The organism is Alteriqipengyuania triglochinis (assembly GCF_054655655.1).
The window spans coordinates 632,962-656,318 of the sequence record NZ_BAAHNC010000001.1; the positions used below are offsets into that span (position 1 = coordinate 632,962).

A 23,357-nucleotide genomic window follows, 5' to 3' on the forward strand; every position below is an offset into this window, starting at 1 on the left:
GCAGACATCCCGCCCCGCAGGAAGGGCGCTTGAACAGCGCTACGCGCGCAGCTCGCGGTAATCGACCTCGAACAGTGCGCGCGCATCCACGCTGCTCATCGGGCGACCGAAGTGGAAGCCCTGGATGCGGTCGCAGCCCATGTTGCGCACCAAGGCCGCTTCCTCTTCCGTTTCCACGCCTTCGGCGGTCGTGCGCATCTCGAGGCTCTTGGCCATCGCCACGACCGCGCGCACGATCGCGAGGCTCTCGCTGCTGCCCTGCGCCGCGCCCTGCACGAAGCTTCGATCGACCTTGATGGTCGAGAATTGCAGCTTGCGCAGGTACCCAAGCGAGGAATAGCCCGTCCCGAAATCGTCGAGCGCGACCTTGCAGCCCAGCGCCATGACCCGGGCCAGCGCGATGCGGGCTACCTCGGCATCATTGAGGAAGATGCTCTCGGTCACCTCGATCTCGAGCCGCTGCGGGTCGAGCCCGCTGGTGGACAGCGCCAACACCACGATATCGACGAACTCGGGCTGGACCAGCTGTTCGGGCGAGACGTTGACGTTGATCTTGACGTGCGCGGGCCAGGCCATCGCCTCGCGGCAGGCCTGGTTCATCACCCACGTGCCGATCGGCAGGATCAGGCGCGTTTCCTCCGCGACCGGGATGAACTTGCTCGGGCTGACGAGGCCATGCTCCTCGCTTCGCCAGCGCACCAGCGCCTCGAAGCTGACCACCTCTTCCGACTGCGCGTCGACCACCGGCTGGAAGTTGAGGTGCAGCTCGTCCTTCTCCAGCGCCTTTCGGAGCGCGAATTCGAGCTGGCGGCGTTCTTCCGCATGGGCATGGAGCGAAGGCTCGTAGGCGAAATGGACGCCGCGCCCGTCGTCCTTCGCGCGGTACAGCGCGAGGTCGGCATTGCGCATCAGTTCCTCGACGCCCTTACCGTCGCGCGGAGCGAGCGCCGATCCCGCGCTGGCACCGACGAACAGGGTGTGCCGGTCGACCTCGTAGGGTTGCGAAAGCCGCTCGATCACCCGGCGGGCGATGGCGTCGATCTTGCAGAAATCCTCGGCGTCGCGCACGACGATCCCGAATTCGTCACCGCCCAGACGCCCGCAGATCTCGTTGTCACTCGCGATCTCGCCAAGGCGTTTGGAGACCTGTTCCAGCAGCCGGTCACCGACCTGGTGGCCGAGCGAATCATTGACCGCCTTGAACCGGTCCAGATCGACCATGATGAACGCGCAGCGGCGGCGCTGCTGGCGTGCATGATCCATTGCCTCGCCCAGCGTTTCATGCAGCATCAGCCGGTTCGGCAGGCCGGTCAGCGTATCGTAGCGCGCGAGATAGGCGATCTTTTCGGACGATCTGCGTTGCTCGGTGACGTCCGATCCCACTCCGCGGTAGCCCAGATATTCGCCCTTGTGGCCCATGATCGGGGTGCCCGAAAGCTCCCACCAGCGGGGTTCACCGCCGACATCGACCTGCACCAGCAGGTTGGAGAAGCTCTGCTGCGCCTTGATGTACTCGGCAAGTTCACGCAGCGACTGCGTCGAGGGGCCGTTTTCCCAATGCTCGCCCGAAATCAGTTCGAAGAAGGGCCGCCCTTCCAGCGCACCGGCGGACTCGCCCAGCGCAAAGGCGAAGCGGGGCGAGGCGGAGCGGACCCGGCGGCTCTTGTCGATCTGCCACAGCCAGTCCGCCTCGTTCTCCTCGAACTCGCGCAGCAAGAGAGACACGGTGTCGCTCTTCTCGGTCATCGTGGTCTGCGCCATCGAGAGGCGCAGAAAGGTCTCGGACCGGACCCATGTCGCAGCCAGTCCGAACATGACATGCAGCGCGACCATGCCGAGCAGCGAAGGATAGCCTGCCAGAACACAGCAGATGGCCCCCGAGGCACCGATCAGGAGGAAGAAGATCGCCGAGGCCATCGGCACGGCACCAATGGCGAGAACGACGCCAAGCGAAGCGATGGTGACGAGCGTCCAGCCCACGGCCAGCCATTGCAGGCTGGACGTGTAGAACAGCAGCGGCAGCAGCATGGCCCAGCCAAGGCCGAGGATCACGGCACCCGCCATATGGACCGCTGCCTCGCGCGGGCTGACCCGGGGCCGATCCTTCACGCGGCGCCTCTTGTCGCGGAAGAGATAGCACAGCGGAACAACCGCCATGAAGAGCAGCCAGAGGAACATCGCCCACGCCGGCAGGACATGCCAGAATACGGAGACCCCGACCGCGACCGCAACGAGATGTCCGAACAGGAACATTGGTGACAGCCGCAAGACATGCATGTGCTGGCAATAGCGCAGCCTCTGCCAGTCAGCCTTCACTGCCTCGCCGACACCGAAAACCGCCAGCAGCGGGAGGTGCTGCAGGAGGGGAGTTTCCAAGGAAGCAGGCACATCTCGCATGGCGAGGCTGGGTAGAGAGCAAAAGTTAGCCGCGCGTAAATCGGCGGACTTTTCTGTATTTATTCGACTGTCACCGATTTGGCGAGATTGCGCGGCTGGTCAACGTCAGTGCCTTTGACCAGAGCCACGTGGTAGGCGAGCAGTTGCACCGGTACGGCGTAGACCAGCGGCGCGATAAGCGGGTGGACCTTGGGCATCTCGATCGTGGCGAGGCACCCCTCGCCCGCTTCGGCCAGCCCGTCGGCATCGGAGATCAGCACCACCTGCCCGCCGCGTGCGCGCACTTCCTGCATGTTGGAAACGGTCTTTTCGAACAGCGGGCCCGACGGCGCGATGACGACCACGGGCACATCCTCGTCGATCAGCGCGATGGGGCCGTGCTTCATCTCGCCGCTGGCATAGCCTTCGGCGTGGATATAGCTGATTTCCTTCAGCTTCAGCGCCCCTTCCAGCGCCATCGGGAAATCGGCCCCGCGTCCGAGGTAGAGCACGTCGCGCGCGGGCGCGATCGTGTGCGCCATGGCCGCGATGTCGTCATCATGGTCGAGCGCCCGGTTTAGGCACGCGGGCGCTTCGAGAAGGTGGTGAACGACCTCCTGTTCTTCATCACGATCCATCTCGCCCTTCACCACCGCCAGTTTGGCGGCAAGCGCCGCGAGCACCGCGAGCTGGCAAGTGAACGCCTTGGTCGAAGCGACCCCGATCTCGGGACCGGCATGGATCGGCAGCAGCAGATCGGCCTCGCGCGCCATGGTGCTGGTGGGCACGTTGACGATCGCGGCGATGGTTTGGCCCTGCGCCTTGCAGTAGCGCAGCGCGGCCAGCGTATCGGCGGTTTCCCCGCTCTGCGAAATGAACAGCGCGAGGCCGCCCTTGGGCAGCGGCGGCTCGCGGTAGCGAAACTCGCTCGCGACATCGATGTCGACCGGCACACGCGCGAACTGTTCGATCCAGTAGCGCCCGACCATGCCGGCGTAATAGGAGGTTCCGCAGGCGACGATGGTCATCCGGTCGATGGCGGAAAGGTCGAAATCCATCTGCGGCAGGGCAACGGTCTGGTCCGCCTGGCGCACGTAGCTGGCGAGGGTCTGCGCCACGACCGTCGGCTGTTCGAAGATTTCCTTTTGCATGAAGTGGCGGTAATTGCCGCGCTCCACCGCGGCAGCGCTGGCACCGGAGGGGACGATATCCCGCTCGACCGCTTTGCCCGCCTCATCGAAAATCTGCGCACCCTCGCGGGTGACGACCGCCCAGTCGCCCTCTTCCAGATAGGTGATCCGCTGGGTCAGCGGCGCAAGCGCGAGCGCGTCCGAGCCGATGAACATCTCACCGTCGCCATAGCCGAGCACCAGCGGCGAGCCGAGCCGCGCACCGATGATCTTGCCCGGATGCTCGGGGAAGACGATGGCGAGCGCGAAAGCACCGCGCAGGCGCGGCAGCACGGCTTGCACCGCCTCTTCGGGCGTCGCCCCGCGCTCGACCTCGCGGCTGACCAGCAGGGCCACAACCTCGCTGTCGGTCTCGCTCTCAGCTGAGTATCCTTCCGCCTCCAGCTCGTCGCGCAGCGGGCGGAAATTCTCGATGATGCCATTATGGACCAGCGCGGCGGCCTTGCCGGCGTGCGGATGGGCATTGGCCTTGGTCGGCGCGCCGTGGGTCGCCCAGCGGGTGTGGGCAATGCCGATGGTCCCGGGTGCGGGATCCTCGCGCAGCACCTCGACCAGATTGGCGAGCTTGCCCTGTGCCCGGCGGCGCACCATGGCGCCGTCGTGCAGCGTGCACACGCCGGCACTGTCGTAGCCGCGATACTCCATCCGCCTGAGGCCATCAACCAGCCGGTCGACCACAGGATCACCACTTACGATTCCGATAATGCCGCACATGTCAGTCGCTATTCCCGCTCTTGAATACTTCGTCATCTAGCGTTTCGGGCTGGCCTTGCAATGCACGCGGCATCTGCGCGGGCCCGCACGGCGTGCTGATCCAGAGGAACAGCCCCGCGCCGATGATGATCCCCCCGCCGCCGATCGTTGGCAGGTCCGGCACGTCCCCGAACAGCAGGTAGCCCAACGTCACCGCGACGATCATCTGGACATAGACCATCGGCGCGATCGTCGCCGCGCCGGCACGCGTGGTCCCCAGAAAAGCAAGCCAGTGCGCCGTGCTCGCGGTCACCGCGATCACCGCGCAGCGCGCGACGATCGTCCAGTCGGGCAGGCCCACCTGCAGCGCCGGCACGCCGGTGGCGTGGCCGATGGCGGCCGCGACGATCAGGAAGGGCGTGGCAATGCAGGCGATGAACACCTGCATCGAAAGCGCGCTGCCGTCGCCTGCCGTCGCCCGGTTGCAGATCACCATCAGGCCGAAGAACGAGGCGGAGATGATGGGCAGGCACGCCAGCCAGCCCAACTCGGCGAAATTGGGCCGCAGCACCAGCAGCACGCCGATCAGCGCGACGGGGGACGCGATCCAGACCGCCGGGCGAACCTTTTCCTTCAGCAACGGCCCGCTGAACAGCGCGACGAACAGCGGCGAGATGAAGGCGAGCGCCATGGCCTCTGCCAGCTGCATCACAAATACGGCGGAAAAGAAGCACAGCGTCGCCCCCGCCAGGCAAGCGCCGCGCGCAACCTGCAAAAGCGGGCGGCGCGGGCGGAACGCGGCCGGCCCCTCGGCCCGCAGGAGCAGGATCGAAAGGCCGATCGCGCCGATGGTGAAGCGCAGCGCGGCCACCGCCAGCGGCGACCATTCGCCCGCCATCGTCTTGACGATCGCATCGCCCACCGAAAGCGAGCTGAAGCCCGCCACTGCCAGCAGGATGCCGGTGCGTTCGTCGTCTCTCACGTCAATCCAGGTCCTTCCCGATGTGCCGCTCATACGCGATCGGCATCGTCTTGCCAGCGCTGTGCGGGTGGCTGTGGTGGACGGGGCACGCGCTTCGCCCAGACGTGCCCGGGCAGGACCCTCCCGGTTTAGGAAATTCCTAAGGTTTCGATCATATTCACCATTTCCGAGAAGGCGTTGTTGGCCATCCCGACCGCACGCCGCAAACCAATCGCTTCCACTTTGGGGGATACCGCAATGAGCGCTTTCGGACGCAGGAACGGCCCCGGGGGCATGACGCCCGGCAGCCGTCCCGCATTCGGCAACGCGAAGCCCATGAAGGGCCCCGGACCTTCGCGCGACACCAGCGACGAGGGGGGCGACCAGTTCCCCCCGATCCCCGAACCCGTCGACGGGTCGGACGATGCGGACAAGACTTCCAGCCCCGCCCCCGCAGGCAACCGGCACGCCGACGCGCACCGCCGCCTGAACGAGCGGTCCAATGCGGTCCACGTCAAGGAAGAGGTCACCGGCTTCGAGGCGAGCGTCCACAAGATCAAGGAACAGGTGCTGCCGCGCCTGCTCGAACGGATCGATCCCGAGGCTGCGTCGACGCTGAGCAAGGATGAACTGGCGGAAGAATTCCGCCCGATCATCATGGAAGTGCTGGCGGAGCTGAAGGTCACGCTCAACCGGCGCGAGCAGTTCGCGCTGGAGAAGGTGCTGATCGACGAGCTGCTCGGCTTCGGCCCGCTTGAAGAGCTGCTGCAGGACCCGGACGTTTCCGACATCATGGTCAACGGCCCGGACCAGACCTACATCGAAAAGAAGGGCAAGCTGACCCTTGCCCCGATCCAGTTCCGCGACGAACAGCACCTGTTCCAGATCGCACAGCGGATCGTGAACCAGGTCGGCCGCCGCGTCGACCAGACCACGCCGCTGGCCGACGCCCGTCTTAAGGATGGCAGCCGTGTGAACGTGATCGTCCCGCCGCTCAGCTTGCGCGGCACCGCGATTTCTATCCGTAAGTTTTCCGAAAAACCGATCACCATCGACATGCTCCGCAACTGGGATTCGATGGACGAGAAGATGGCGACCGCGCTCAAGATCGCGGGCGCGTGCCGGATGAACATCGTGATCTCCGGCGGTACGGGCTCGGGCAAGACGACCATGCTCAACGCCCTGTCGAAGATGATAGACCCGGGCGAGCGTGTGCTGACGATCGAGGACGCGGCCGAACTTCGTCTGCAACAGCCGCACTGGCTGCCGCTCGAAACGCGCCCGCCCAACCTCGAAGGCCAGGGCGCGATCACCATCGGCGACCTCGTGAAGAACGCGCTGCGCATGCGCCCCGACCGCATCATCCTGGGCGAGATTCGTGGCTCCGAGGCGTTCGACCTGCTCGCCGCGATGAACACCGGCCACGACGGTTCGATGTGTACGCTCCACGCCAACAGCCCGCGCGAGGCGCTGGGGCGTATGGAGAACATGATCCTGATGGGCGACATCAAGATCCCCAAGGAAGCGATCAGCCGCCAGATCGCGGAGTCGGTCGACCTGATCGTTCAGGTCAAACGTTTGCGCGACGGTTCGCGCCGCACCACCAACATCACCGAAGTGATCGGAATGGAAGGCGAGGTCATCGTCACCCAGGAACTGTTCAAGTTCGAGTATCTGGAAGAAGGCGAGGACGGCAAGATAGTGGGCGAATACCGCAGCCAGGGCCTGCGCCCCTACACGCTGGAAAAAGCGCGCCAGTTCGGCTTCGATCAGGCGTACCTGGAAGCCTGTCTGTAGGCCATCATCCCTGCAACAGCGCGGGGATGGCGGTCGCCAGAAGGCCGCCGCCGATCACCGCCGCGAACAGGAAGATCGTCATCCACGGCATGCAGCCGACGCGATCGATCCGCGCGCGCTTGCCCCGGCGCCGTTCGGCCACCATCGCGACCAGCGCCACGACGATGCACGCAGTCCCTGCCAGCGCCACGCGCCCCGCATCGCTCAGAAATATCAGTTGGTGCAACCAGTCCATCGGCGGCCAAGTGGCGATGCGGTTGCGAAAGCGCAATCGCCTATCCCCGCTTGAACCTGCGCCGCCAATCACTACCAGCAGCGCATGGATGCAAGCGTTGCCCAATCCCGCCCCCTGATGGCGATCGGCCTGCGTCTGCTCGCCGCCCTCGCCCTCACCACCCTTTCCATGCTGGTAAAGCTGACCGGAGAGCAGGACGTCCACCTGTTCGAGATCATCTTCTGGCGCCAGGCGGTCACGCTGCTGGCAATGATCGGCTTCGCCGCCGCAACCGTCGGCTTCGCCACCCTGCGTCCGGTCCGTTTCAAGAGCCACGCGATCCGCAGCGCCTACGGCATCGTCGGCATGGCGCTGGTCTATGGCGCGGTCATCATGCTGCCGCTGGCGGAGGCGACCACGATCAACTTCACCGCACCGATCTGGGCGGTTATCCTGTCTATGCTGCTGATGAAGGAGCGGATCGGCCGCTATCGCTGGAGTGCGATCGTGATCGGCTTCGTCGGCATCCTGATAGTGGCACAGCCGGGCGGCAACCCGGTCGACCCGGTCGGCATCGCGGTCGGGCTCGGCGGGGCGTTCATGGTCGCGTTGACCTCGATCCAAATCCAGGATCTGAACAAGACCGAAAGCTCCACGAGCATCGTGTTCTGGTTCTGCCTGCTGACCGTGCCGCTGCTGTCGATCGCCCTACCCTTCGTCGGCAAAGCCCATTCGGCCGAAACCTGGCTGCTGCTGGGCGGCGTGGGGGTAAGCGGCGCGGCCGGCCAGCTGCTGCTGACCAATTCGCTACGCTATGGCTCGGCCGCGACGGTGATCGTGATGGATTACACCGCGCTTTTATGGGCCACGATCTACGGCTGGCAGGTCTTCGGCGATCTGCCCGTGCCCAACACATGGATCGGCGCGCCGATCATCATCCTTGCAGGCACGATCATCGTGGTCCGCGAAGGCCATCTGGCGCGCAAGGCACGGCGTGAAGCCACGCCCGTTGCCGCCCCGGAGGAACCGCTTGCGCAGCAGTAGCGTTGTGATGCCTACCGGGCGACCTGCGCAGGATGCGCGACCGCCCTCAACACAAGGGACCGCACCATGATCCGCAAGATTGTCCTCGCCATCGGCATCTCCACCATCGCCCTGACCGCAACCGCCTGCAACACCGTGCAGGGTCTCGGCCGCGACGTTGAATCGGTCGGCAAGGCCGGTGAAGAAGCCATCGACTGACCGTTAGCGAAGGGGTGGGCCGCAGCCCGCCCCCCCCCCGCCCGTGCCGCCAGACTCGCCATCGAAGGCTCAGGCTTTCCGGTAGACGAGCACGAGATTGTTGGCGGGCATCGGCACCCGTAACGTGCGGGTGAAGCCGTTCTTTTCGGCCAGCGCATCGACTGCGGCCCTATCGCGCAGGCCCCAGCGCGGATCGCGCGCCTTCAGGCTCTGGTCGAACCCCAGGTTCGACTCCGCCGTCTCCACATCGCTTTCCAGATAGGGCCCGTAGAGCACCAGTGGCCCGCCCTGCGGCGGCAGCAGACGCGCCGCGCCTGCAAACAGCCCCTCGGTCGCCGCCCATGGGCTGATGTGGATCATGTTGATGCACACGAGCGCATCGGCCGCGTCGATCGGCCATTCGCTCGCCGAAGCGTCGAGCGCCAGCGGAGTCTCGATATTCTCCGACCCGCTCTCTTTAACATAGGCAGCTATCGAGGCCCGCGCACCCGGATCGGGATCGCTCGGCTGCCAAGTAAGATCGGGAAAGCGGGCCGCGAAATGCACCACATGCTCGCCCGTACCGCTCGCGATTTCGAGCACGCGGCCATGATCGGGCAGCACCGATGCCAGCACATCGGCGATTGGCGCACGATTGCGCTGCGCTGCCGGGCTTTCCCGCTTGCCGCTCACACCATCCCCCTCAGAGCCAGCGCCGCACGCGTTTGCAGTACCCGCGATACTGATCGCCGAAGGTCGCCAGCAGGTGCGGCTCCTCGCGCGCGATCACGAAGCGGTCGACCAGCACTATGGCCAGTGGCACAGATGCCAGAGCGCCGATGTTCCGCGCGAACAGCGCGATTCCGAGCTGGACCATCACCATGCCGAGATACATCGGATTGCGGGTGATCCGGTACAGGCCCGAGGTAACGAGCGCGGTATCCCGCTTCCACGGTTCCGGATCGGTGCCCGCCCGCAAGAACCCGGTGAGGCCCGAGCCGAGGATGGCAAGGCCCAGCGCTGCAATCACGACCCCGATCGGGCGCAGGACCACAAGCTCGATCGGCGCCAGGCCCAGCAGCCGGTCTGCCGCGAAGCCCAGAAGCAGCGATCCCAGCACGATCACGGGTGGCGGAAAGCGGACCTTCGCGCTGTCGTCGTCAACCAGCGCCATAAGTATCCTTTCCGAAGAATTGTCGCGCGATCAGCCAAGCGAAAAGTCCGGCCGGACCCGCCATGAAGGTCGCCAGCAGGAACGGCACCTGCACCAGCCGGTGTGCGCCATGCCTGTCCGCGTCACGCGCGATCCACAGGCCCGCGAACAGATCCAGCGCGAGATAATGCGTCCAGCCGACCACGATCGCCCCTTCGGAGCGGAACATCGCCATCAGGCCCTGCACGCTGTATTCGAATTCCCGCTGCGGCACGCTTCCCGGCGCCGCCACCGGATCGACGAAACCGCCCGCCAACGCCACCAGCATCACCACATAGGTCGCACACAGCAGGCCGACGGCCCCGTAACGCACCCCAAGGATATTGCTTTCGCGGCGGGGCAGCAGGATCAGCAGCGCCCAGCCCGCCAGCGCGATGACATTGGTGATATCGAACAGTGTCTGCCACATGCCGTGCTAACGCCCCTGTGCCCGCTGCGGGCCTGTGCCCTGGTCGCCGTGTTCGCCATGATCCGGGTTCGCCGACGGCGCGCGCGAGAGCATCGCGGCGGCGCGCTCTATCCCCTGCTCCTCGTGTACGAACCTGCCCGGGGTACGTCGCAGACTGAGCGTAAGGATCGCCTGCGCCAGCATGTGCACATCGGTGCCGCGGCCACGCAGCGCGCCAATATCCGACACCGGCCCATCATCCTTCAGCCCGCGCTGCGAGAGCGGGCCGGGCCGCACGATGTCGAGCCGCTTGAACCCCAGCCGCGAAAGCTCGGTCTCGGCCTTGCCCTTGGCGCTCAGATGCCGGTCGCGCGACCAGCGGTCTGCCCCTTCCGAACTGATCGCGACCAGCCTTTCGACCTCCGCGAATCGCGCGTTCCTGGCAATCTCGACCACAGCTTCCTCCTCGTCGATCGCTCGCAGGGGACTCTCGTCCTTGCCGACGAGGTTGAGTGCAGGGCCGAGCCCGACGACGAAGACCCTGGGCTTCATCGCCCGCATCACGCGCGGCCAGCGGTCGGCATCGGCGACGAACACCTCCATCCGGGCGCCCGCGGGAATCTCGACCTCGCCCAGCGTCAGGCCGACCAGGCGAATCTGCGCCTGGTAACGGGCAAGGTGCATCAGGCGCAGCCCGATCGGCTCGCTCACACCGCCCATCGCCACGCGAAATCGACTGCTCATGCCCCCCACCAAGAATTGTCCGGGCGCTTACACGTTGCTCAGATCGTCCGGCGCGCCCCCGAATATCTCCCGTGCACGCTCTAGCGCAAATTTGTCCGTCATGCCTGCAATATAATCGGCGATATGACGGCTGCGGTGCGGTTCTTCTTCGGGCAGGTTATCCGCCCAGTTCGATCCCATTCTCGACGGATCTTCGCAATAGGCGCACCAGAGCTGTTCGATAACGGTATTGGCCTTGTCGGCCGTCGCCGTCTGATCCGGATGGTAATAGAGCTTGGCGTACATGAACGCCTTCAGCCGCCGTTCCGCCGCCAGCATGGCAGGGGAAAATCCGCCGAGCGCCCTGCCCGCGCCCGCGATACGCGCCGGATCGGAAATCCCTGCGGTCGACGCCTTCGTGTGCGCGATCACATCATTGACCATCCATCCGATCTGGCCGCGTACAAGTTCGCGCAGCTGGCGGTCGCGCGCCGCCCTGGGGAAGCGCCGTTCCACCTCGCGCCACTGGTCGGCGATGAAATCGAGCGTCAGCAAATCGTCGAGTTCGAGGAAGCCCGCGCGCAGTCCGTCGTCGATATCATGGTTGTCGTAGGCGATATCGTCGGCCACCGCGGCAACCTGCGCCTCCAGCGTAGGCCAGCTTTCGAGGTCGAGCGGAAAGTCTGCGTCGAGTTCGGCCAGCGCCCAGTGCGGCGCTTCGACAGGGCCGTTGTGCTTGGCGAGCCCTTCCAGCACCTCCCAGCTCAGGTTGAGCCCGTCGTGCGTGCAATAGGGGCTTTCCAGCCGCATCAGCGTGCGCAGCGTCTGCGCATTGTGATCGAACCCTCCATGCGGAGCGAGCGCCTTGTCCAGCGCTTCCTCCCCCGCATGGCCGAAGGGCGGATGGCCGATATCGTGCGCGAGGCACAGCGCTTCGGTAAGGTCTTCGTCCAGCCCCAGCGCGCGGGCGATCACCCGCCCGATCTGCGCCACTTCCAGGCTATGGGTCAGGCGGGTGCGATAATGATCCCCCTCGGGCGCGACGAAGACCTGCGTCTTGCTGCGCAGCCGCCGGAACGCGATCGAGTGGATGATCCGGTCGCGGTCGCGCTGGAAAGCGCTGCGAGGACCGCGGGTTTCATCCGAAGTGCCCGGAAATTCTCGCCCGCGCGAGGTAGCGGGATCGGCGGCAAGGGGGGAACGGCTCATGCCGGTGCCCTCTATTGCGCCGCGCGCCACCCGGCAACCGCCGCCGCTAGCCTTCCCCGTCCAGCATCCAGTCGACGATCTTCTCGCAATGAATGCGCGCGGAATCGAAAATCGGCAGGACATTCGCGTCGACATCGATGACCATGTCGAGCTCGGTACAGGCGAGCACGATGGCTTCGGCCCCGTCCTTCTGCAGGTTGGTGATCATCGTGCGGAAGAAACGCTCCGCATCGCGGCTCGCCTTGCCGTGCATCAGTTCGTCATAGATGATCGCGTTGGTCCGTTCGACATGGGTCATGTCGGGCGGCAGCAGATCGACGCCGTGCGAGACCAGATGCTTGCGATAAAAGCTCTCGGTCATGACATTGCGGGTGCCGATCAGCGCGGCGTTGACCGCGCCTTTCGCCTTCATTTTCTCACCCACCGCATCGGCGATGTGCAGCACCGGCACATTCACCGCCTCGGCCACCTGATCGTACACGCGATGCATCGAATTCGCCGCAATGGCGATCGCCTGCGCTCCGGCATCTTCGAGGCGCTTGGCCGATGCGACGAGGATGTCGGATGCGCGCCCCCACTCGTCTTCATTGGTGATGCCCGAGAGTTCCGCGAAATTGAGACTTTCGATCAACAGCTCGGCGGACACCATCGGCCCCATGCGCCGGCTCACACCCTTGTTGATCCAGTTGTAATACATGCTGGTGGAAACCCAGCTCATTCCGCCGATCAGGCCAACCTTGCGCAAATGTCCATCCTCGAATTCTGAAACCGTGTCTTGACGGCCTTACCGAGGAAGCGCGCGCCCCGTCCATAGCTGCGGGGCCGCTTTGCCGGTCAATTGGCTCCGGTCGTCAAATCCTGCTCGCCGAGCCATTGCCGAACATAGGCGGCACTCCTTCGCGCAGCCTCCTCGTGCGGGAGATGGCCGATACCGGAATAGACCACCAAGCGGCTGTCCGGCAGGTGGGTATCGTACCACAGGCCGGCTTCGACCGGAATCAAACGGTCCTCCTCGCCCCACAGGATCAGCGTCGGCACGGCAATGGCTTCGACTTGCTCCGCGCTGAAGCTGTGGCGCTCGCCCGAGAAGCGGATGCGCGTGGCATTACGGTTGCCGGGAAAGCGCAACAGTTCCCAGTACCGATCCACCGCCGCATCGGTGACGATTGCCTGATTGGACACCGATCCGCGCAGCGATTGCTCGACCAGCGAACGCGGGGTGATGTAGTTGACGATGCGGTTGAGCACCGGCGTGCGCGCGATCACGAAGCCGATATTGCCGCCGCCCTTATCCCCGTCTTCATCCTTCTGCGTGCGTGCGACATCGGGCGCCCCGCCCGCATCGACCAGAACCAGGCCATCCAGCCGTTCGGGATGGGCAAGCGCATAGGCAACCGCGTGACCGCCGCCCATCGAATTGCCACCGAGCGCGAAGCGACCCAGCCCCAGCGTATTCGCCACCTCGTCGATATCTTCGACGAAGCTGCCTTGCGAATAATCGTCCGCCGGATCGGGGCCGGTCAGGCCATGACCGATCTGGTCGAAGCGGATGACGCGGTAGTCGGCTTTCAGCGCATCGACCCACGGCTGCCACGTGTGCAGATCGGCGTTGGAGCCGTGCAGCAGCATGATCGCGGGCGCATCTCTCGGCCCCTCGTCGCGCAGGTGGACGGTCACACCATCGCCGATTTCGACGAACTGCGATGGCTCGCCGCCGTATTTGGCGCGCATCTGCGCCGGATCGGTGTCGGGAGTCCGAAAGACGAGAAATGCGACCACGAGCAGCGCGGCGATCAGGAGGACGACGACCAGCGCCCACTTCAGCATGCGTTTCATGTCGCGGGCATGCCCGCAATCCAGCGCTCGACCATCGCGACGCCTTCTTCATGCACGGTCGCCTTGCCCAGCTCGGGCATGGCCACCCCCGGCTCGTCGCTTGTCATGCGGTAGACGAGGATCGAGGCCTCGGGATCGCCCGGCACGATGTCGAACATCAGCCCGCCAGAGCCGCGTCCGGCGGCAACGGGGCGCTTGTTGATGCCGATGGCATGCGGGTCGTCGGTCTCCCACCTCAGGTCGAGGCCCGAATTGGAGGCTGTCGAACCGGGGCGATGGCAATGCGCGCAATTGACGTCGAGATAGGCACGCGCGGCGGCGGTGGGGTCTGCGGAAGCGCGCTCCTCCCACAGCGGCATCGTGTCCGCGCCCTCGGGCACCCTGCCGAGGACACTCTCCAGCCACGCGGCGGACATGTTGCGCACCTTGGGCCCGATCGGCGTCAACGCGCCTTCCAGCCCGTGGCATTCCTTGCACTGGTTCTTGTTGGGCACGCGGTAGCTGATCCGCTCGCCATGCGGCGTAGTCACGGGCACCCGCTTGCCCGCAAGCGCCAGTGTGGCATCATATTGCTCTTCATCCCAGACATACGGCAGCGCGAGCCAGCCGTCCGCGCGGTGGAGCAGAACGCGCGTTTCGATCAGGCGACGATTGTCGCCCTCGCCGAACGCGAAAGTCTTGATGAGCGCGCTGCCGACCGGGAGCTGCAGCAGGCCCTGCTCGCCGATGTCGACATCCGCACCTTCGGGCAGGTAAACGAAGCGCAGCTTCTCGGCCCCGTCCGAAAACAGCGGCATATTGAGCCGGTAAGGCGTGACTCCCGCATCGGGTATCTGCGCAGCAGGATCGCGAAAGAAGCCGAACTCGCGAAGCGATTTGGGCAGGGTGTCACCCGCGATCACGCCATCACGGTCGATCATCGGGGCGCTCGCGTTCGCACCGATGCTCGCCCCTAGCGTCAGCGCTGCGCAGGCCAGCAGGAGAGAGGCTTGCTTCACTTCAACCGCGCTTCCAGCTCTTCCGACGCACCCCAGTCCTCGATGCTGACCGGCTGACCGATCGGGCCCACGTTAAGCGGACCGGGCCGCGCGGATTCGATGCCCGTGCCCTGCGCGGGAAGGTTGACCGACCAGCCCGCCATGTCCGGGTGGACCATCAGGGTGGTCATGTCCGGATCTTCGAGCCCGTCCCACATCACCGGCGGCAGCGCGCCGCCGAACGCGGCAAGCAGCTGTTCGGACCCTTCGAACTGCGGATCGGTACCGCCCTCGTCCACCTGGTTGGTATCGATGCTGATGCCGCGCGGGTACGGATTGTATTCGGCATCCTCGAACGCCAGCGGATAGGCGATGACCATGATCGGCGCGGTCGGGTTGTCGTAGAGCATGTTCTGCCCGACCCAGACGGTGTCGTTCGCCATCACCATGATGCCGGTGCCGCGCCGTACGCTGGCGACGATATTGCCCTCGGGCGCGAAGTTCGGCGTGGTGTTGTTGGCAACAAGATTGTTCCGCACCAGCACTTCGCCCCCGTTCTTCACCGGCAGGCCGGGCAGGTCGAACACCAGGATGCCCCCGGTATTGCCGGTGACGTAGTTCCGCTCGACGATCGCCTTGCGGCTGTTCTCTATCTCGATCCCCGCCACGTTGTGGCTCGCGATCGAATTGCGCACGGTGATACGGCTCGACTGGCCGACATAGATGCCTGCGTCCGACGCGCCCGACACTTCCACCCCGTCGATCAGGATGTTGGTGCTTTCAACCGGATAGACGCCGTAGGCGCCGTTGGTCGGCGCGGGCCCGTTGGTCCAGGTGACGCGCACGCCGTGATAGACGATGTCGTCCGCACCCTTGGACTTGATCCCGTCGCCTTTGGGGTTCTCGACCGCGAAGTCGCGCAGGGTCACGCCGTCGCTGGTGACCAGCAGCCCTTCGCCTGCGCCTTCCTGCGCAGTGAAGTCGAGCACGCTGGCATGCATCCCGGCACCGCGCAGGGTAACATTGTCGGCATCGAGGCTGAGCCCGTCGATGAGCATGTATCGCCCCGCCTCCAGCACGATCTCGTCGCCCGGCTCGGCCAGGATCAGCGCTTCCTGCAATCGCTCCTGCGCGCCCTCGCCCGGTGCAACGGTGATGATTTCGGCAAGCGCAGGCGAAGCACCGACGACACACGAAGCCAGCAGGCTGGCAGCCATAAGCGTACGGATCATGTCTCTCTCCCTTGCGTTGCATTGTGCCACGCAATCGAAGGAAGACAAGAGCCGCGGCTGGTGCGTCAGAGGCTCCCGAATATCCCGCCGAATGCACACGCGGCGGCCGCGCGCACCGTCACCTCGACCGCTTCGGGGTCGTCGACCCGGCGGATTCGATCGAGCGCCTCGCCCGCATTGCGCGGTAGCTTCGCTTCGCCTTCCTGCGGCGCGACGTTCTGCAGCTTGCGCAGCTGTTCCTGGCTGAGCTGATCGGTCATGCGCGGAGCCATACAGGCCGCCTGTTGTTCCGGCACGCCCGCCTCGATCAGCGCGACCTCGACGCTGCGTTCGGTGACGATGCGCAGCCCGTCACCGAAATAGAGCCACGCGCCCACGCCCAGCGCGGCGAGCAGCGCCAGCAGGAGAAGAAAGCGGCCCATCGCCCTAGTCCAGCGCCTTGACGATTTCCTCGACCATCTTCTTCGCGTCGGACAGCAGCATGGTCGTCTGGTTCAGGTAGAACACGTCGTTGTCGACGCCCGCATAGCCCACGCCGCCCATGCTCCGCTTGATGAAGAAGACCTGTTTCGCATTGCCCACGTCGAACACCGGCATTCCGTAGATCGGGCTGGACTTGTCGGTCTTCGCCGCCGGGTTCACCACGTCGTTCGCCCCGATGATGAAGGCGATGTCGGCCTGCGCGAACTCGGAGTTGATATCCTCCAGCTCGAACACCTCGTCATAGGGCACGTTCGCTTCGGCCAGCAGCACGTTCATGTGGCCGGGCATACGGCCTGCAACGGGGTGGATCGCGTATTTGACCTCCACGCCCTTGGCTTTCAGCACATCGCCCATCTCGCGCAGCGCGTGCTGCGCCTGTGCAACCGCCATGCCGTAGCCGGGGATGATAATGACCTTTTCCGCCTGTTCGAGCATGAAGGCCGCATCATCGGCGCTGCCCTGCTTGTAGGGGCGCTGTTCGCGCGCCTCACCGCCGCCAGCCGCGCTGTCGTCGGCCCCGAAGCCACCCGCGATCACGCTGATGAAGCTGCGGTTCATCGCGCGGCACATGATGTAGCTGAGGATCGCACCCGAGCTGCCGACCAGCGCACCCGTGATGATCATCGCGGTGTTGCCCAGCGTGAAGCCCATCGCGGCTGCAGCCCAGCCGGAATAGCTGTTCAGCATCGACACCACGACCGGCATATCCGCGCCACCAATGGGGACGATCAGCAGGAAGCCGATGATGAAGGCGAGCACCGCGACCGCGATGATCATCCAGCCCTCGCCCGGCCCAGCCGTGGCGGACATCGTATAGGCAGCGATCAGCGCGATGATGGCCGCGAGTGTGCCCAGGTTGATGATATGGCGCCCGGGCAGCATGATCGGCTTGCCGCCCATCCGGCCCGAAAGCTTGAGGAAGGCGATGATCGAGCCGCTAAAGGTGATCGCACCGATGGCGATGCCCAGCCCCAGCTCGATCCGGCTGACCGTCAGGATCTGTCCATCGAGGTCCAAAATATCGAACGCGCCGGGGTTCATCCATGCGGCAAGGCCGACCAGCACGGCGGCTAGGCCGACGAGGCTGTGAAAGCCTGCCACCAGTTCGGGCATCTGCGTCATCGCGATCTTGCGCGCGATGGTGAAGCCGATCAGCCCGCCGATCGCGATGGCGATCAGGATCTCGACGATATTGGCAACGCTGTGGGTGGCGAGCACGGTGACGACCGCGATCAGCATCCCGATCATCCCGTTGCGGTTGCCCGCACGGCTGGTCGCGGGGCTGGAAAGGCCGCGCAGCGCGAGGATGAAGAACACCCCCGCCACCAGATAGGCGAGCGCAACCCACGGATTGGTCGGGCCGTGTGCGGCAGCGGTTTCGACCGCGTGGCTCACGCCGTAATCCGTACCCGGAGGGGCAGCGAGAGGTTCGATGTCGCGAGGAAGGCTCATGCGTCCTCCCCTGTCAGGATGGCAGCGTCACGCGCATTGCCGCGCTGTGCCATGTCTTTGCCCAAGGAATAACCAGACACCACGAACACGACGAGCACTGCAAAGAACAGCCAGAGCGCCCACACCGCCTTTTCCCGACGAACGGTCGGCTTGCTTCCCGCCCCGCTCATTTGCCGTCCTTCTTCTTGTACATCGCGAGCATCCGCTCGGTCACGGCGAAGCCGCCGAAGATGTTGATGCTGGCGAGCACCACGGCAGCAAGGCCGAGCCATTTGGCGACCGCGCTACCCGCTTCGGCGCTTGCGATCAGCGCACCGACGATGATCACCGAAGAAATCGCGTTGGTGACTGCCATCAGAGGCGTGTGCAGCGCCGGCGTAACCGACCACACCACGTAATAGCCGACGAAACACGCCAGCACGAAAATCGACAGGACGGAAATGAAGTCCATCTTAAAAGCACGCCTCCCCCGAGGATTGGATTGGGCTGCGTTATTGCAAGGCGATGCCGCGCTGTCGATGGCCTTGGCGAAAAGCCGGATGTTTCGCGCGGCGTCCCTAGGGCAGGACGACCCCGTCGATCACATGCATCATGCCGTTGGCCTGGGTCAGATCGGCCATCGTCACCGTTACCGCCTGGCTGCCGGGACTCGCGATCACGATGGCATCGCCCTGACGGCTGAAGGTCAGCATCCCGCCCGCAAGGCTCTGTGCCCGGTAGGCCCCGCCGCCGGTTTCTATCCGCGCCGCGAGCTCAGCAGCGGTGATCGTCCCGGGAATGACGTGCCCGGCCACGATATCGCGCAGCTTCTGGGCATTTTCGGGACGGGCCAGCTCGTCGCGGAGCGCCGTCGGCACCTGCGCGAAGGCGGCATCGGTCGGCGCAAAGATCGTGTAGGGGCCCTCGCCGCCCAGCTGGCCGGCCAGGCCGGTCCGTTCCACCAGCACGGCCAGATGAGAGAACGTGTCCGCCGCCGCGATATTCTCCGCGATGGTCGCATTGGGATAGATCGGCGTCTCGCCGAGCCATGCGATATCGTCGGGCGCGACATTCTCCAGATTGACGTCGTCGCCAAGGCTCGGTGCGCAGGCGGCAAGAGCGAAAGCCACCGCCAGCGGCAGCATGGGGACGCGGAACTTCATCGGATCGGATCTCTCAAATCACTTTATCAGTCGCCGTCTTTCAGTCTGGCGTTCACTACCTGGCCGCCCTTTGTCAGCCGCACCGCATCGCCGATCTCCTCGTCGAGGACCGGCCCACCTGCCTCTTCGTCCCAGAAGGCCGACAGAAAATTGTAGAGGTTGCGTGCGAACAGCGCACTTGCATCCGGTGCCAGATGCGCGGGCGTGTTGGCATACCCCATGATGGTGACACCGTGCCGGTTGACCAGTTCGTCCGCCACTGCGCCTTCGACATTGCCGCCTTGCGGTACGGCCATATCGAAGATGACGCCGCCGGGCTTCATGCTCGCGATCTGCTCGTCGGAGATCAGCCGGGGCGCGGGGCGGCCCGGGATCAGCGCGGTGGTAATGACGATATCCTGCTTGGCGATGTGTTCGGAGACCAGCTTGGCCTGCGCCGCCTTGTACTCCTCGCTCATTTCCGAGGCGTAGCCGCCAGTGCCCTCGCCCTCGATCCCGCCTTCCTCGACGAAGATCGCCTTCGCGCCGAGCGATTCGATCTGCTCGCGCGTGGCGGAGCGGACGTCGGTGGCGGAAACTTGGGCGCCCAGCCGCTTGGCGGTGGCGATCGCCTGAAGCCCTGCGACGCCCACGCCCATGATGAAGACACGCGCGGCCTGCACCGTGCCCGCAGCGGTCATCATCATCGGGAAGGCGCGGCCATACTGGTCGGCCGCGGCGATCACCGCCTTGTAGCCCGAGAGGTTCGACTGGCTGGAGAGTACGTCCATGCTCTGCGCGCGGGTGATGCGCGGCATGAATTCCATGCTGAGAGCTTCGAGGCCCGCGGCGGCATAGGCGTCCACCCGCTCTCGCTCGCGGAAGGGATCGAACAGCGCGGCGACGAAAGCGCCATCCTTCGCGCCCTTGAGCGCCGCCGGATCGGGGGCCTGGATGCCGAGCACGATCCCGGCATCCTTGAGCACGTCCTGCGCCACGCCTACCGAAGCGCCCGCATCGGTATAGGCCGCGTCCGGGATGGACGCGTGTTCGCCCGCCCCCGCCTCGATCGCAACGTCCGCGCCCAGCGCGATGAATTTCCTGGCGGTCTCGGGAGTCAGCGCAACGCGCGTCTCGCCTGCCGTCCGCTCCCTGAGAACCGCAATCTTCATACGATCAGGTCGCGATCAGCGAGACGACGATCAGCACGATCACCGCGATGACCGGGATCGCGAACTTCAGGCTCGTCATGAACCGCTCGTAGGTCGCTTGCGCCTTGTTGATATCCTTTGTGACGGCTTCATTCTGCGGTGCCATGGCGGGCAAGTACTCCGTTGGGGATGATGTTTGGGAGCGGTCTATCGCCCCAATCGGCCATGCTCAAGCACTTGCTGGCCCGCTTCCCCCGCGCCGCGCCGGCGAAGGCCACTCGGATTGCCGCGCAAACTAGCCTTAAGCTGCTCTTTACCGATGTGCCGTAAACCTCCGCCCTGCACCGCAATGGGACGGTTCCCTTGCACTTTGGATGCCTGTTGGCGGGGATAAATGGCCGATCAAGAAGAACGCCTGCTGATGCTGATCGACGACGAGCCGGCACAGAGCCGCCTCGTCTCCGCGCTCGCCGCGCGCGAAGGCTGGCGCACCCTGGTCGTCAACGATGCCGAAACCGCCATCGCCACGCTCGGCACGCGGCAGGGCATGCAATTGTCCGCGATCATCCTCGACCAGTGGGTGCCCGGCGATGCGGCTTGCGACCTGATCGCCGAACTCAAGCAGCGCCGCCCCGCCCTGCCGATCCTGATGCTGACGACCAGCGCCAGCCCGCTGCAGGCGGTCGAGGCGATGCGCGCCGGCGCCACCGACTATCTCATCAAGCCCGTCGCGCCCGAACGGCTGATGCGCGCCCTGCGCAGCGCCACCCGCGTGGAATCCCCGCGCAACGAGATGCAGCCGCTGACCGAGAAGATGCCCGCGGTGCTCGATTTCGACGCGATGATCGGGACCGACCCGGTCTTCCGCATCGCGCTCGCCCGCGCCGCCAAGGCCGCCCGCGCGCACAGCCACGTGCTGATCGAGGGCGAGAGCGGCACCGGCAAGGAGATGCTGCTGCGCGCGATCCACGCGACCAGCCCGCGCGCCCGCAATCCCTTCCGCCTGATCAACGTGTCGGGCGTGCCCGTCAACTCGATCGATTCCGCGCTGTTCGGCCACGAGAAGGGCGCCTTCCCCGGTGCCTTCGAAAGCCAGACGGGCGCGCTTCAGCACTGCGACACCGGCACGCTGGTGCTCGACGAGATCGACCGTCTTTCCACCGACCAGCAGGCGCGACTTGCCACCACGCTGAACGACGGGATCGTCCGCCCGATCGGCGCGACCCACGGCTTCCGCATCGACACCCGCCTCCTGTCCGCGAGCAACCGTCCGCTGTCCGAACTCGCGGCGAAGGGCGAGTTCGATCCCGACCTGCTCGCCGCGATATCTTCCACCCGGATCACCCTGCCGCCTTTGCGCGAACGCCCGGGCGACATTCCCGCGCTGGCTCGCCACTTCCTCGCCCGGATCGGCGAGGAACCGGGCCTGCGCCACCTCTCTCTCGCCGACAGCGCGCTCAACCTGCTGTGCGCCTTCGACTGGCCGGGCAACGTCCGCCAGTTGCAGGCCGTATTGTTCCGCGCCGCAGTGTTCTGCGACGCCGAGATGCTCACCGCGAGCGATTTCCCCCAGCTTGCCGAACTGGTCGGCGAACGGGCGGAAACCGGCCACCACGTACACGAGGCGGTCGGCGTGATGCTGTACACCGACGACGGCAACCTGCGCCCGCTCGAAGAGATCGAGGCCGACATCATCCGCCTCGCCATCGGGCACTATCGCGGGCGGATGACCGAGGTCGCCCGCCGGCTCGGCATCGGGCGTTCCACCCTTTACCGCAAGCTGAGCGATCTCGGGATCGACAACGCGGCCTAGGCACACTCGCGCTCGCCTACCCGGGCAGGTCCGCAAAATCGGTCAGCGCCGCGTCGCGCAGGCCGCGCCACACGTCGCGCGCCTGCACGGTCTCCGGCACGTCGTGGACCCGCAGCAGCTGCGCCCCCGCATCCATCGCCGCGAGCGCCAGCGCGATGCTGCCGCCCAGCCGCGCTTCCGCGGCGGCCTCCTTGCTCAGCGCGCCGATCATCCGCTTGCGGCTCGCCCCGAACAGGATCGGCTGGCCCAGCGCGTGGAACAGCGGCAGCGCGTTGATGAGCGCGAGATTATCGCTGAGCGACTTGCCGAAGCCGAGACCGGGATCGAGCAGGATCTTCTCGCGCGAAATGCCCGCCGCAACCGCTGCATCGCGGCGTTCGCGCAGAGCGTCGAACACGTCGAACACCACGCTCTCGTACGTCCCGCCCTCGTGCAGATCGCTGCCCTCGCCCGGCGCGTGCATCAGCACCACGGGGCAGCCCGTCTTCGCGACCAGTTCGGCCGAGCGCGGGTCGTAGCGCAGGGCGGAGACATCGTTGACGATCCCCGCCCCCGCCTGCAGCGCAGCTTCCATCGTACCCGCGCGGCGCGTATCGATACTGACCGCCGCACCCATGCTGGCAGCTACCTCTACCGCGGGGACGACGCGGCGGATTTCCTCTTCTTCCCACACGGCTTCCGCACCGGGACGCGTGCTTTCGCCGCCAATGTCGATGATAGCCGCGCCCGCCTCGACCATCGCAGCAATCGCGTCTCGCGTGCCGGCAGGATCGCCGACATGTTTGCCCCCGTCGGAGAAGCTGTCGGGCGTGACGTTGAGGATGCCCATCACCTGCGGCTGGTCGAGGCGCACGGTTCGCGCGCCCAGCTCAAGCGGAGGATGCGCCTTGCGCAGGTTGCCCCACTGCGCCTCCGCCTCGGCAGCAACGCTGTCGGGCAATGCCCCGAGCACCTGAGCAATGCTTTCGGGGGAGGCCCGCCACCGCTCGATCACTTCGCCATTTCGGCGCAGGATCACCGCAAAGCGGCTGGCATAGACGAGCCCCCCGGCAAGCCGGATGGCATCGCCCTCCTCGCTCTGCGGACCCGGCGCGAAGCCGATCGGGCGGATGTAGACCTGTTCGCTCATGCGCCGATTTCCGCCAATCGGGGGGCGACATGGGTGACACGTGTCACCCTAGTGTCACCCTGCGAGGCGGCGAGCGAAGGCATTGAAAAATAGCGACAAAAGCCGCGGAAGATGTGTGCGGGGCGACACATCGGCGATCTGAGGGGCAAAAAATCGCACGCGCTTTGGGCCGGAAGAG

26 protein-coding genes are annotated in these 23,357 nt (G+C 65.6%); 4 read left to right on the forward strand and 22 right to left on the reverse strand.

Annotated elements, in window-relative coordinates; all coding sequences use genetic code 11:
• Positions 1 to 39: 39 nt before the first annotated feature.
• The 4 genes from ACYQ0L_RS03195 to ACYQ0L_RS03210 form a co-directional block, all read right to left on the reverse strand.
• Positions 40 to 2,376 (reverse strand): EAL domain-containing protein, encoded by a 2,337-nt coding sequence (locus ACYQ0L_RS03195; protein WP_459787474.1) that lies wholly within the window; start codon positions 2,374 to 2,376, stop codon positions 40 to 42.
• A gap of 80 nt (positions 2,377 to 2,456) precedes the next feature.
• Complete coding sequence (glmS, locus tag ACYQ0L_RS03200; protein ID WP_459787475.1) at positions 2,457 to 4,280, reverse strand: glutamine--fructose-6-phosphate transaminase (isomerizing); 1,824 nt, start codon at positions 4,278 to 4,280, stop codon at positions 2,457 to 2,459.
• Position 4,281: 1 nt separating this feature from the next.
• Complete coding sequence (locus tag ACYQ0L_RS03205) at positions 4,282 to 5,241, reverse strand: DMT family transporter (protein WP_459787476.1); 960 nt, start codon at positions 5,239 to 5,241, stop codon at positions 4,282 to 4,284.
• 128 nt (positions 5,242 to 5,369) lie between these two features.
• A complete protein-coding gene (locus tag ACYQ0L_RS03210) occupies positions 5,370 to 5,558 on the reverse strand; it encodes a hypothetical protein (RefSeq protein ID WP_459788049.1) in 189 nt (62 codons plus the stop codon).
• Here ACYQ0L_RS03210 and ACYQ0L_RS03215 point away from each other — a divergent pair.
• Positions 5,479 to 7,017: a TadA family conjugal transfer-associated ATPase gene (locus ACYQ0L_RS03215; protein WP_459787477.1), complete on the forward strand. Its 1,539-nt coding sequence runs from the start codon at positions 5,479 to 5,481 to the stop codon at positions 7,015 to 7,017. The genes ACYQ0L_RS03210 and ACYQ0L_RS03215 overlap by 80 nt on opposite strands.
• Positions 7,018 to 7,021: 4 nt before the next feature.
• Here the strand turns inward: ACYQ0L_RS03215 and ACYQ0L_RS03220 are convergent, their stop codons facing one another.
• Positions 7,022 to 7,288: a hypothetical protein gene (locus ACYQ0L_RS03220; protein ID WP_459787478.1), complete on the reverse strand. Its 267-nt coding sequence runs from the start codon at positions 7,286 to 7,288 to the stop codon at positions 7,022 to 7,024.
• Between the two features lie 48 nt (positions 7,289 to 7,336).
• Between ACYQ0L_RS03220 and ACYQ0L_RS03225 the strand changes: the two genes are divergently transcribed.
• Both ACYQ0L_RS03225 and ACYQ0L_RS03230 read left to right on the forward strand, forming a co-directional pair.
• Positions 7,337 to 8,275 carry a DMT family transporter gene (locus ACYQ0L_RS03225; RefSeq protein WP_459787479.1) on the forward strand — a complete coding sequence of 313 codons (939 nt, stop codon included), beginning with the start codon at positions 7,337 to 7,339 and terminating at the stop codon, positions 8,273 to 8,275.
• Between the two features lie 66 nt (positions 8,276 to 8,341).
• Positions 8,342 to 8,473, forward strand: coding sequence for an entericidin A/B family lipoprotein (locus ACYQ0L_RS03230; protein ID WP_459787480.1), 132 nt, complete (start codon positions 8,342 to 8,344; stop codon positions 8,471 to 8,473).
• A 69-nt stretch (positions 8,474 to 8,542) separates the two neighbouring features.
• Here ACYQ0L_RS03230 and ACYQ0L_RS03235 read toward each other — a convergent pair whose 3' ends face one another.
• The 16 genes from ACYQ0L_RS03235 to ACYQ0L_RS03310 all read right to left on the reverse strand — a co-directional run bounded on the left by ACYQ0L_RS03235 (position 8,543) and on the right by ACYQ0L_RS03310 (position 20,403).
• On the reverse strand, positions 8,543 to 9,145 hold the full coding sequence (locus ACYQ0L_RS03235; RefSeq protein WP_459787481.1) for a DUF938 domain-containing protein: 603 nt from the start codon (positions 9,143 to 9,145) through the stop codon (positions 8,543 to 8,545).
• 10 nt (positions 9,146 to 9,155) lie between these two features.
• Complete coding sequence (locus ACYQ0L_RS03240) at positions 9,156 to 9,626, reverse strand: methyltransferase family protein (RefSeq protein ID WP_459787482.1); 471 nt, start codon at positions 9,624 to 9,626, stop codon at positions 9,156 to 9,158.
• Complete coding sequence (locus ACYQ0L_RS03245) at positions 9,613 to 10,074, reverse strand: ABA4-like family protein (protein ID WP_459787483.1); 462 nt, start codon at positions 10,072 to 10,074, stop codon at positions 9,613 to 9,615. Before ACYQ0L_RS03245 ends, ACYQ0L_RS03240 begins: the two co-directional genes overlap by 14 nt.
• 6 nt (positions 10,075 to 10,080) lie before the next feature.
• The gene (locus ACYQ0L_RS03250; RefSeq protein WP_459787484.1) at positions 10,081 to 10,797 is read right to left on the reverse strand and encodes a Rossmann-fold NAD(P)-binding domain-containing protein; all 717 of its coding nucleotides are present in this window, start codon (positions 10,795 to 10,797) and stop codon (positions 10,081 to 10,083) included.
• Between the two features lie 27 nt (positions 10,798 to 10,824).
• On the reverse strand, positions 10,825 to 11,985 hold the full coding sequence (locus ACYQ0L_RS03255; protein ID WP_459787485.1) for a deoxyguanosinetriphosphate triphosphohydrolase: 1,161 nt from the start codon (positions 11,983 to 11,985) through the stop codon (positions 10,825 to 10,827).
• Positions 11,986 to 12,031: 46 nt separating this feature from the next.
• The gene (locus ACYQ0L_RS03260) at positions 12,032 to 12,730 is read right to left on the reverse strand and encodes an aspartate/glutamate racemase family protein (protein ID WP_459787486.1); all 699 of its coding nucleotides are present in this window, start codon (positions 12,728 to 12,730) and stop codon (positions 12,032 to 12,034) included.
• Between the two features lie 89 nt (positions 12,731 to 12,819).
• Positions 12,820 to 13,821, reverse strand: coding sequence for an alpha/beta fold hydrolase (locus tag ACYQ0L_RS03265; RefSeq protein WP_459787487.1), 1,002 nt, complete (start codon positions 13,819 to 13,821; stop codon positions 12,820 to 12,822).
• Positions 13,818 to 14,819, reverse strand: a complete 1,002-nt coding sequence (locus ACYQ0L_RS03270; RefSeq protein WP_459787488.1) for an SO2930 family diheme c-type cytochrome — start codon at positions 14,817 to 14,819, stop codon at positions 13,818 to 13,820. Before ACYQ0L_RS03270 ends, ACYQ0L_RS03265 begins: the two co-directional genes overlap by 4 nt.
• Positions 14,816 to 16,030 (reverse strand): parallel beta-helix domain-containing protein, encoded by a 1,215-nt coding sequence (locus ACYQ0L_RS03275; RefSeq protein WP_459787489.1) that lies wholly within the window; start codon positions 16,028 to 16,030, stop codon positions 14,816 to 14,818. Before ACYQ0L_RS03275 ends, ACYQ0L_RS03270 begins: the two co-directional genes overlap by 4 nt.
• Positions 16,031 to 16,095: 65 nt before the next feature.
• Positions 16,096 to 16,452, reverse strand: coding sequence for a hypothetical protein (locus tag ACYQ0L_RS03280; RefSeq protein WP_459787490.1), 357 nt, complete (start codon positions 16,450 to 16,452; stop codon positions 16,096 to 16,098).
• Between the two features lie 4 nt (positions 16,453 to 16,456).
• On the reverse strand, positions 16,457 to 17,965 hold the full coding sequence (locus ACYQ0L_RS03285) for an NAD(P)(+) transhydrogenase (Re/Si-specific) subunit beta (RefSeq protein ID WP_459787491.1): 1,509 nt from the start codon (positions 17,963 to 17,965) through the stop codon (positions 16,457 to 16,459).
• On the reverse strand, positions 17,962 to 18,135 hold the full coding sequence (locus ACYQ0L_RS03290; RefSeq protein WP_459787492.1) for a hypothetical protein: 174 nt from the start codon (positions 18,133 to 18,135) through the stop codon (positions 17,962 to 17,964). The genes ACYQ0L_RS03285 and ACYQ0L_RS03290 overlap by 4 nt, the downstream gene beginning before the upstream one ends.
• Positions 18,132 to 18,416 (reverse strand): NAD(P) transhydrogenase subunit alpha part 2, encoded by a 285-nt coding sequence (locus ACYQ0L_RS03295; protein WP_115491896.1) that lies wholly within the window; start codon positions 18,414 to 18,416, stop codon positions 18,132 to 18,134. Before ACYQ0L_RS03295 ends, ACYQ0L_RS03290 begins: the two co-directional genes overlap by 4 nt.
• 106 nt (positions 18,417 to 18,522) lie before the next feature.
• Positions 18,523 to 19,107, reverse strand: a complete 585-nt coding sequence (locus ACYQ0L_RS03300) for a fasciclin domain-containing protein (RefSeq protein WP_459787493.1) — start codon at positions 19,105 to 19,107, stop codon at positions 18,523 to 18,525.
• A gap of 26 nt (positions 19,108 to 19,133) precedes the next feature.
• Complete coding sequence (locus ACYQ0L_RS03305) at positions 19,134 to 20,258, reverse strand: NAD(P) transhydrogenase subunit alpha (protein ID WP_459787494.1); 1,125 nt, start codon at positions 20,256 to 20,258, stop codon at positions 19,134 to 19,136.
• Positions 20,259 to 20,262: 4 nt separating this feature from the next.
• Complete coding sequence (locus ACYQ0L_RS03310; RefSeq protein ID WP_459787495.1) at positions 20,263 to 20,403, reverse strand: hypothetical protein; 141 nt, start codon at positions 20,401 to 20,403, stop codon at positions 20,263 to 20,265.
• Positions 20,404 to 20,631: 228 nt separating this feature from the next.
• On the opposite strand from ACYQ0L_RS03310, the gene ACYQ0L_RS03315 reads away from it, so the two are divergent.
• A complete protein-coding gene (locus ACYQ0L_RS03315) occupies positions 20,632 to 22,050 on the forward strand; it encodes a sigma-54-dependent transcriptional regulator (RefSeq protein WP_459787496.1) in 1,419 nt (472 codons plus the stop codon).
• A gap of 16 nt (positions 22,051 to 22,066) precedes the next feature.
• Here ACYQ0L_RS03315 and folP read toward each other — a convergent pair whose 3' ends face one another.
• Entirely contained in the window at positions 22,067 to 23,179 is a 1,113-nt protein-coding gene (gene folP, locus ACYQ0L_RS03320) for a dihydropteroate synthase (protein ID WP_459787497.1), read from the reverse strand.
• Positions 23,180 to 23,357 lie beyond the last annotated feature (178 nt).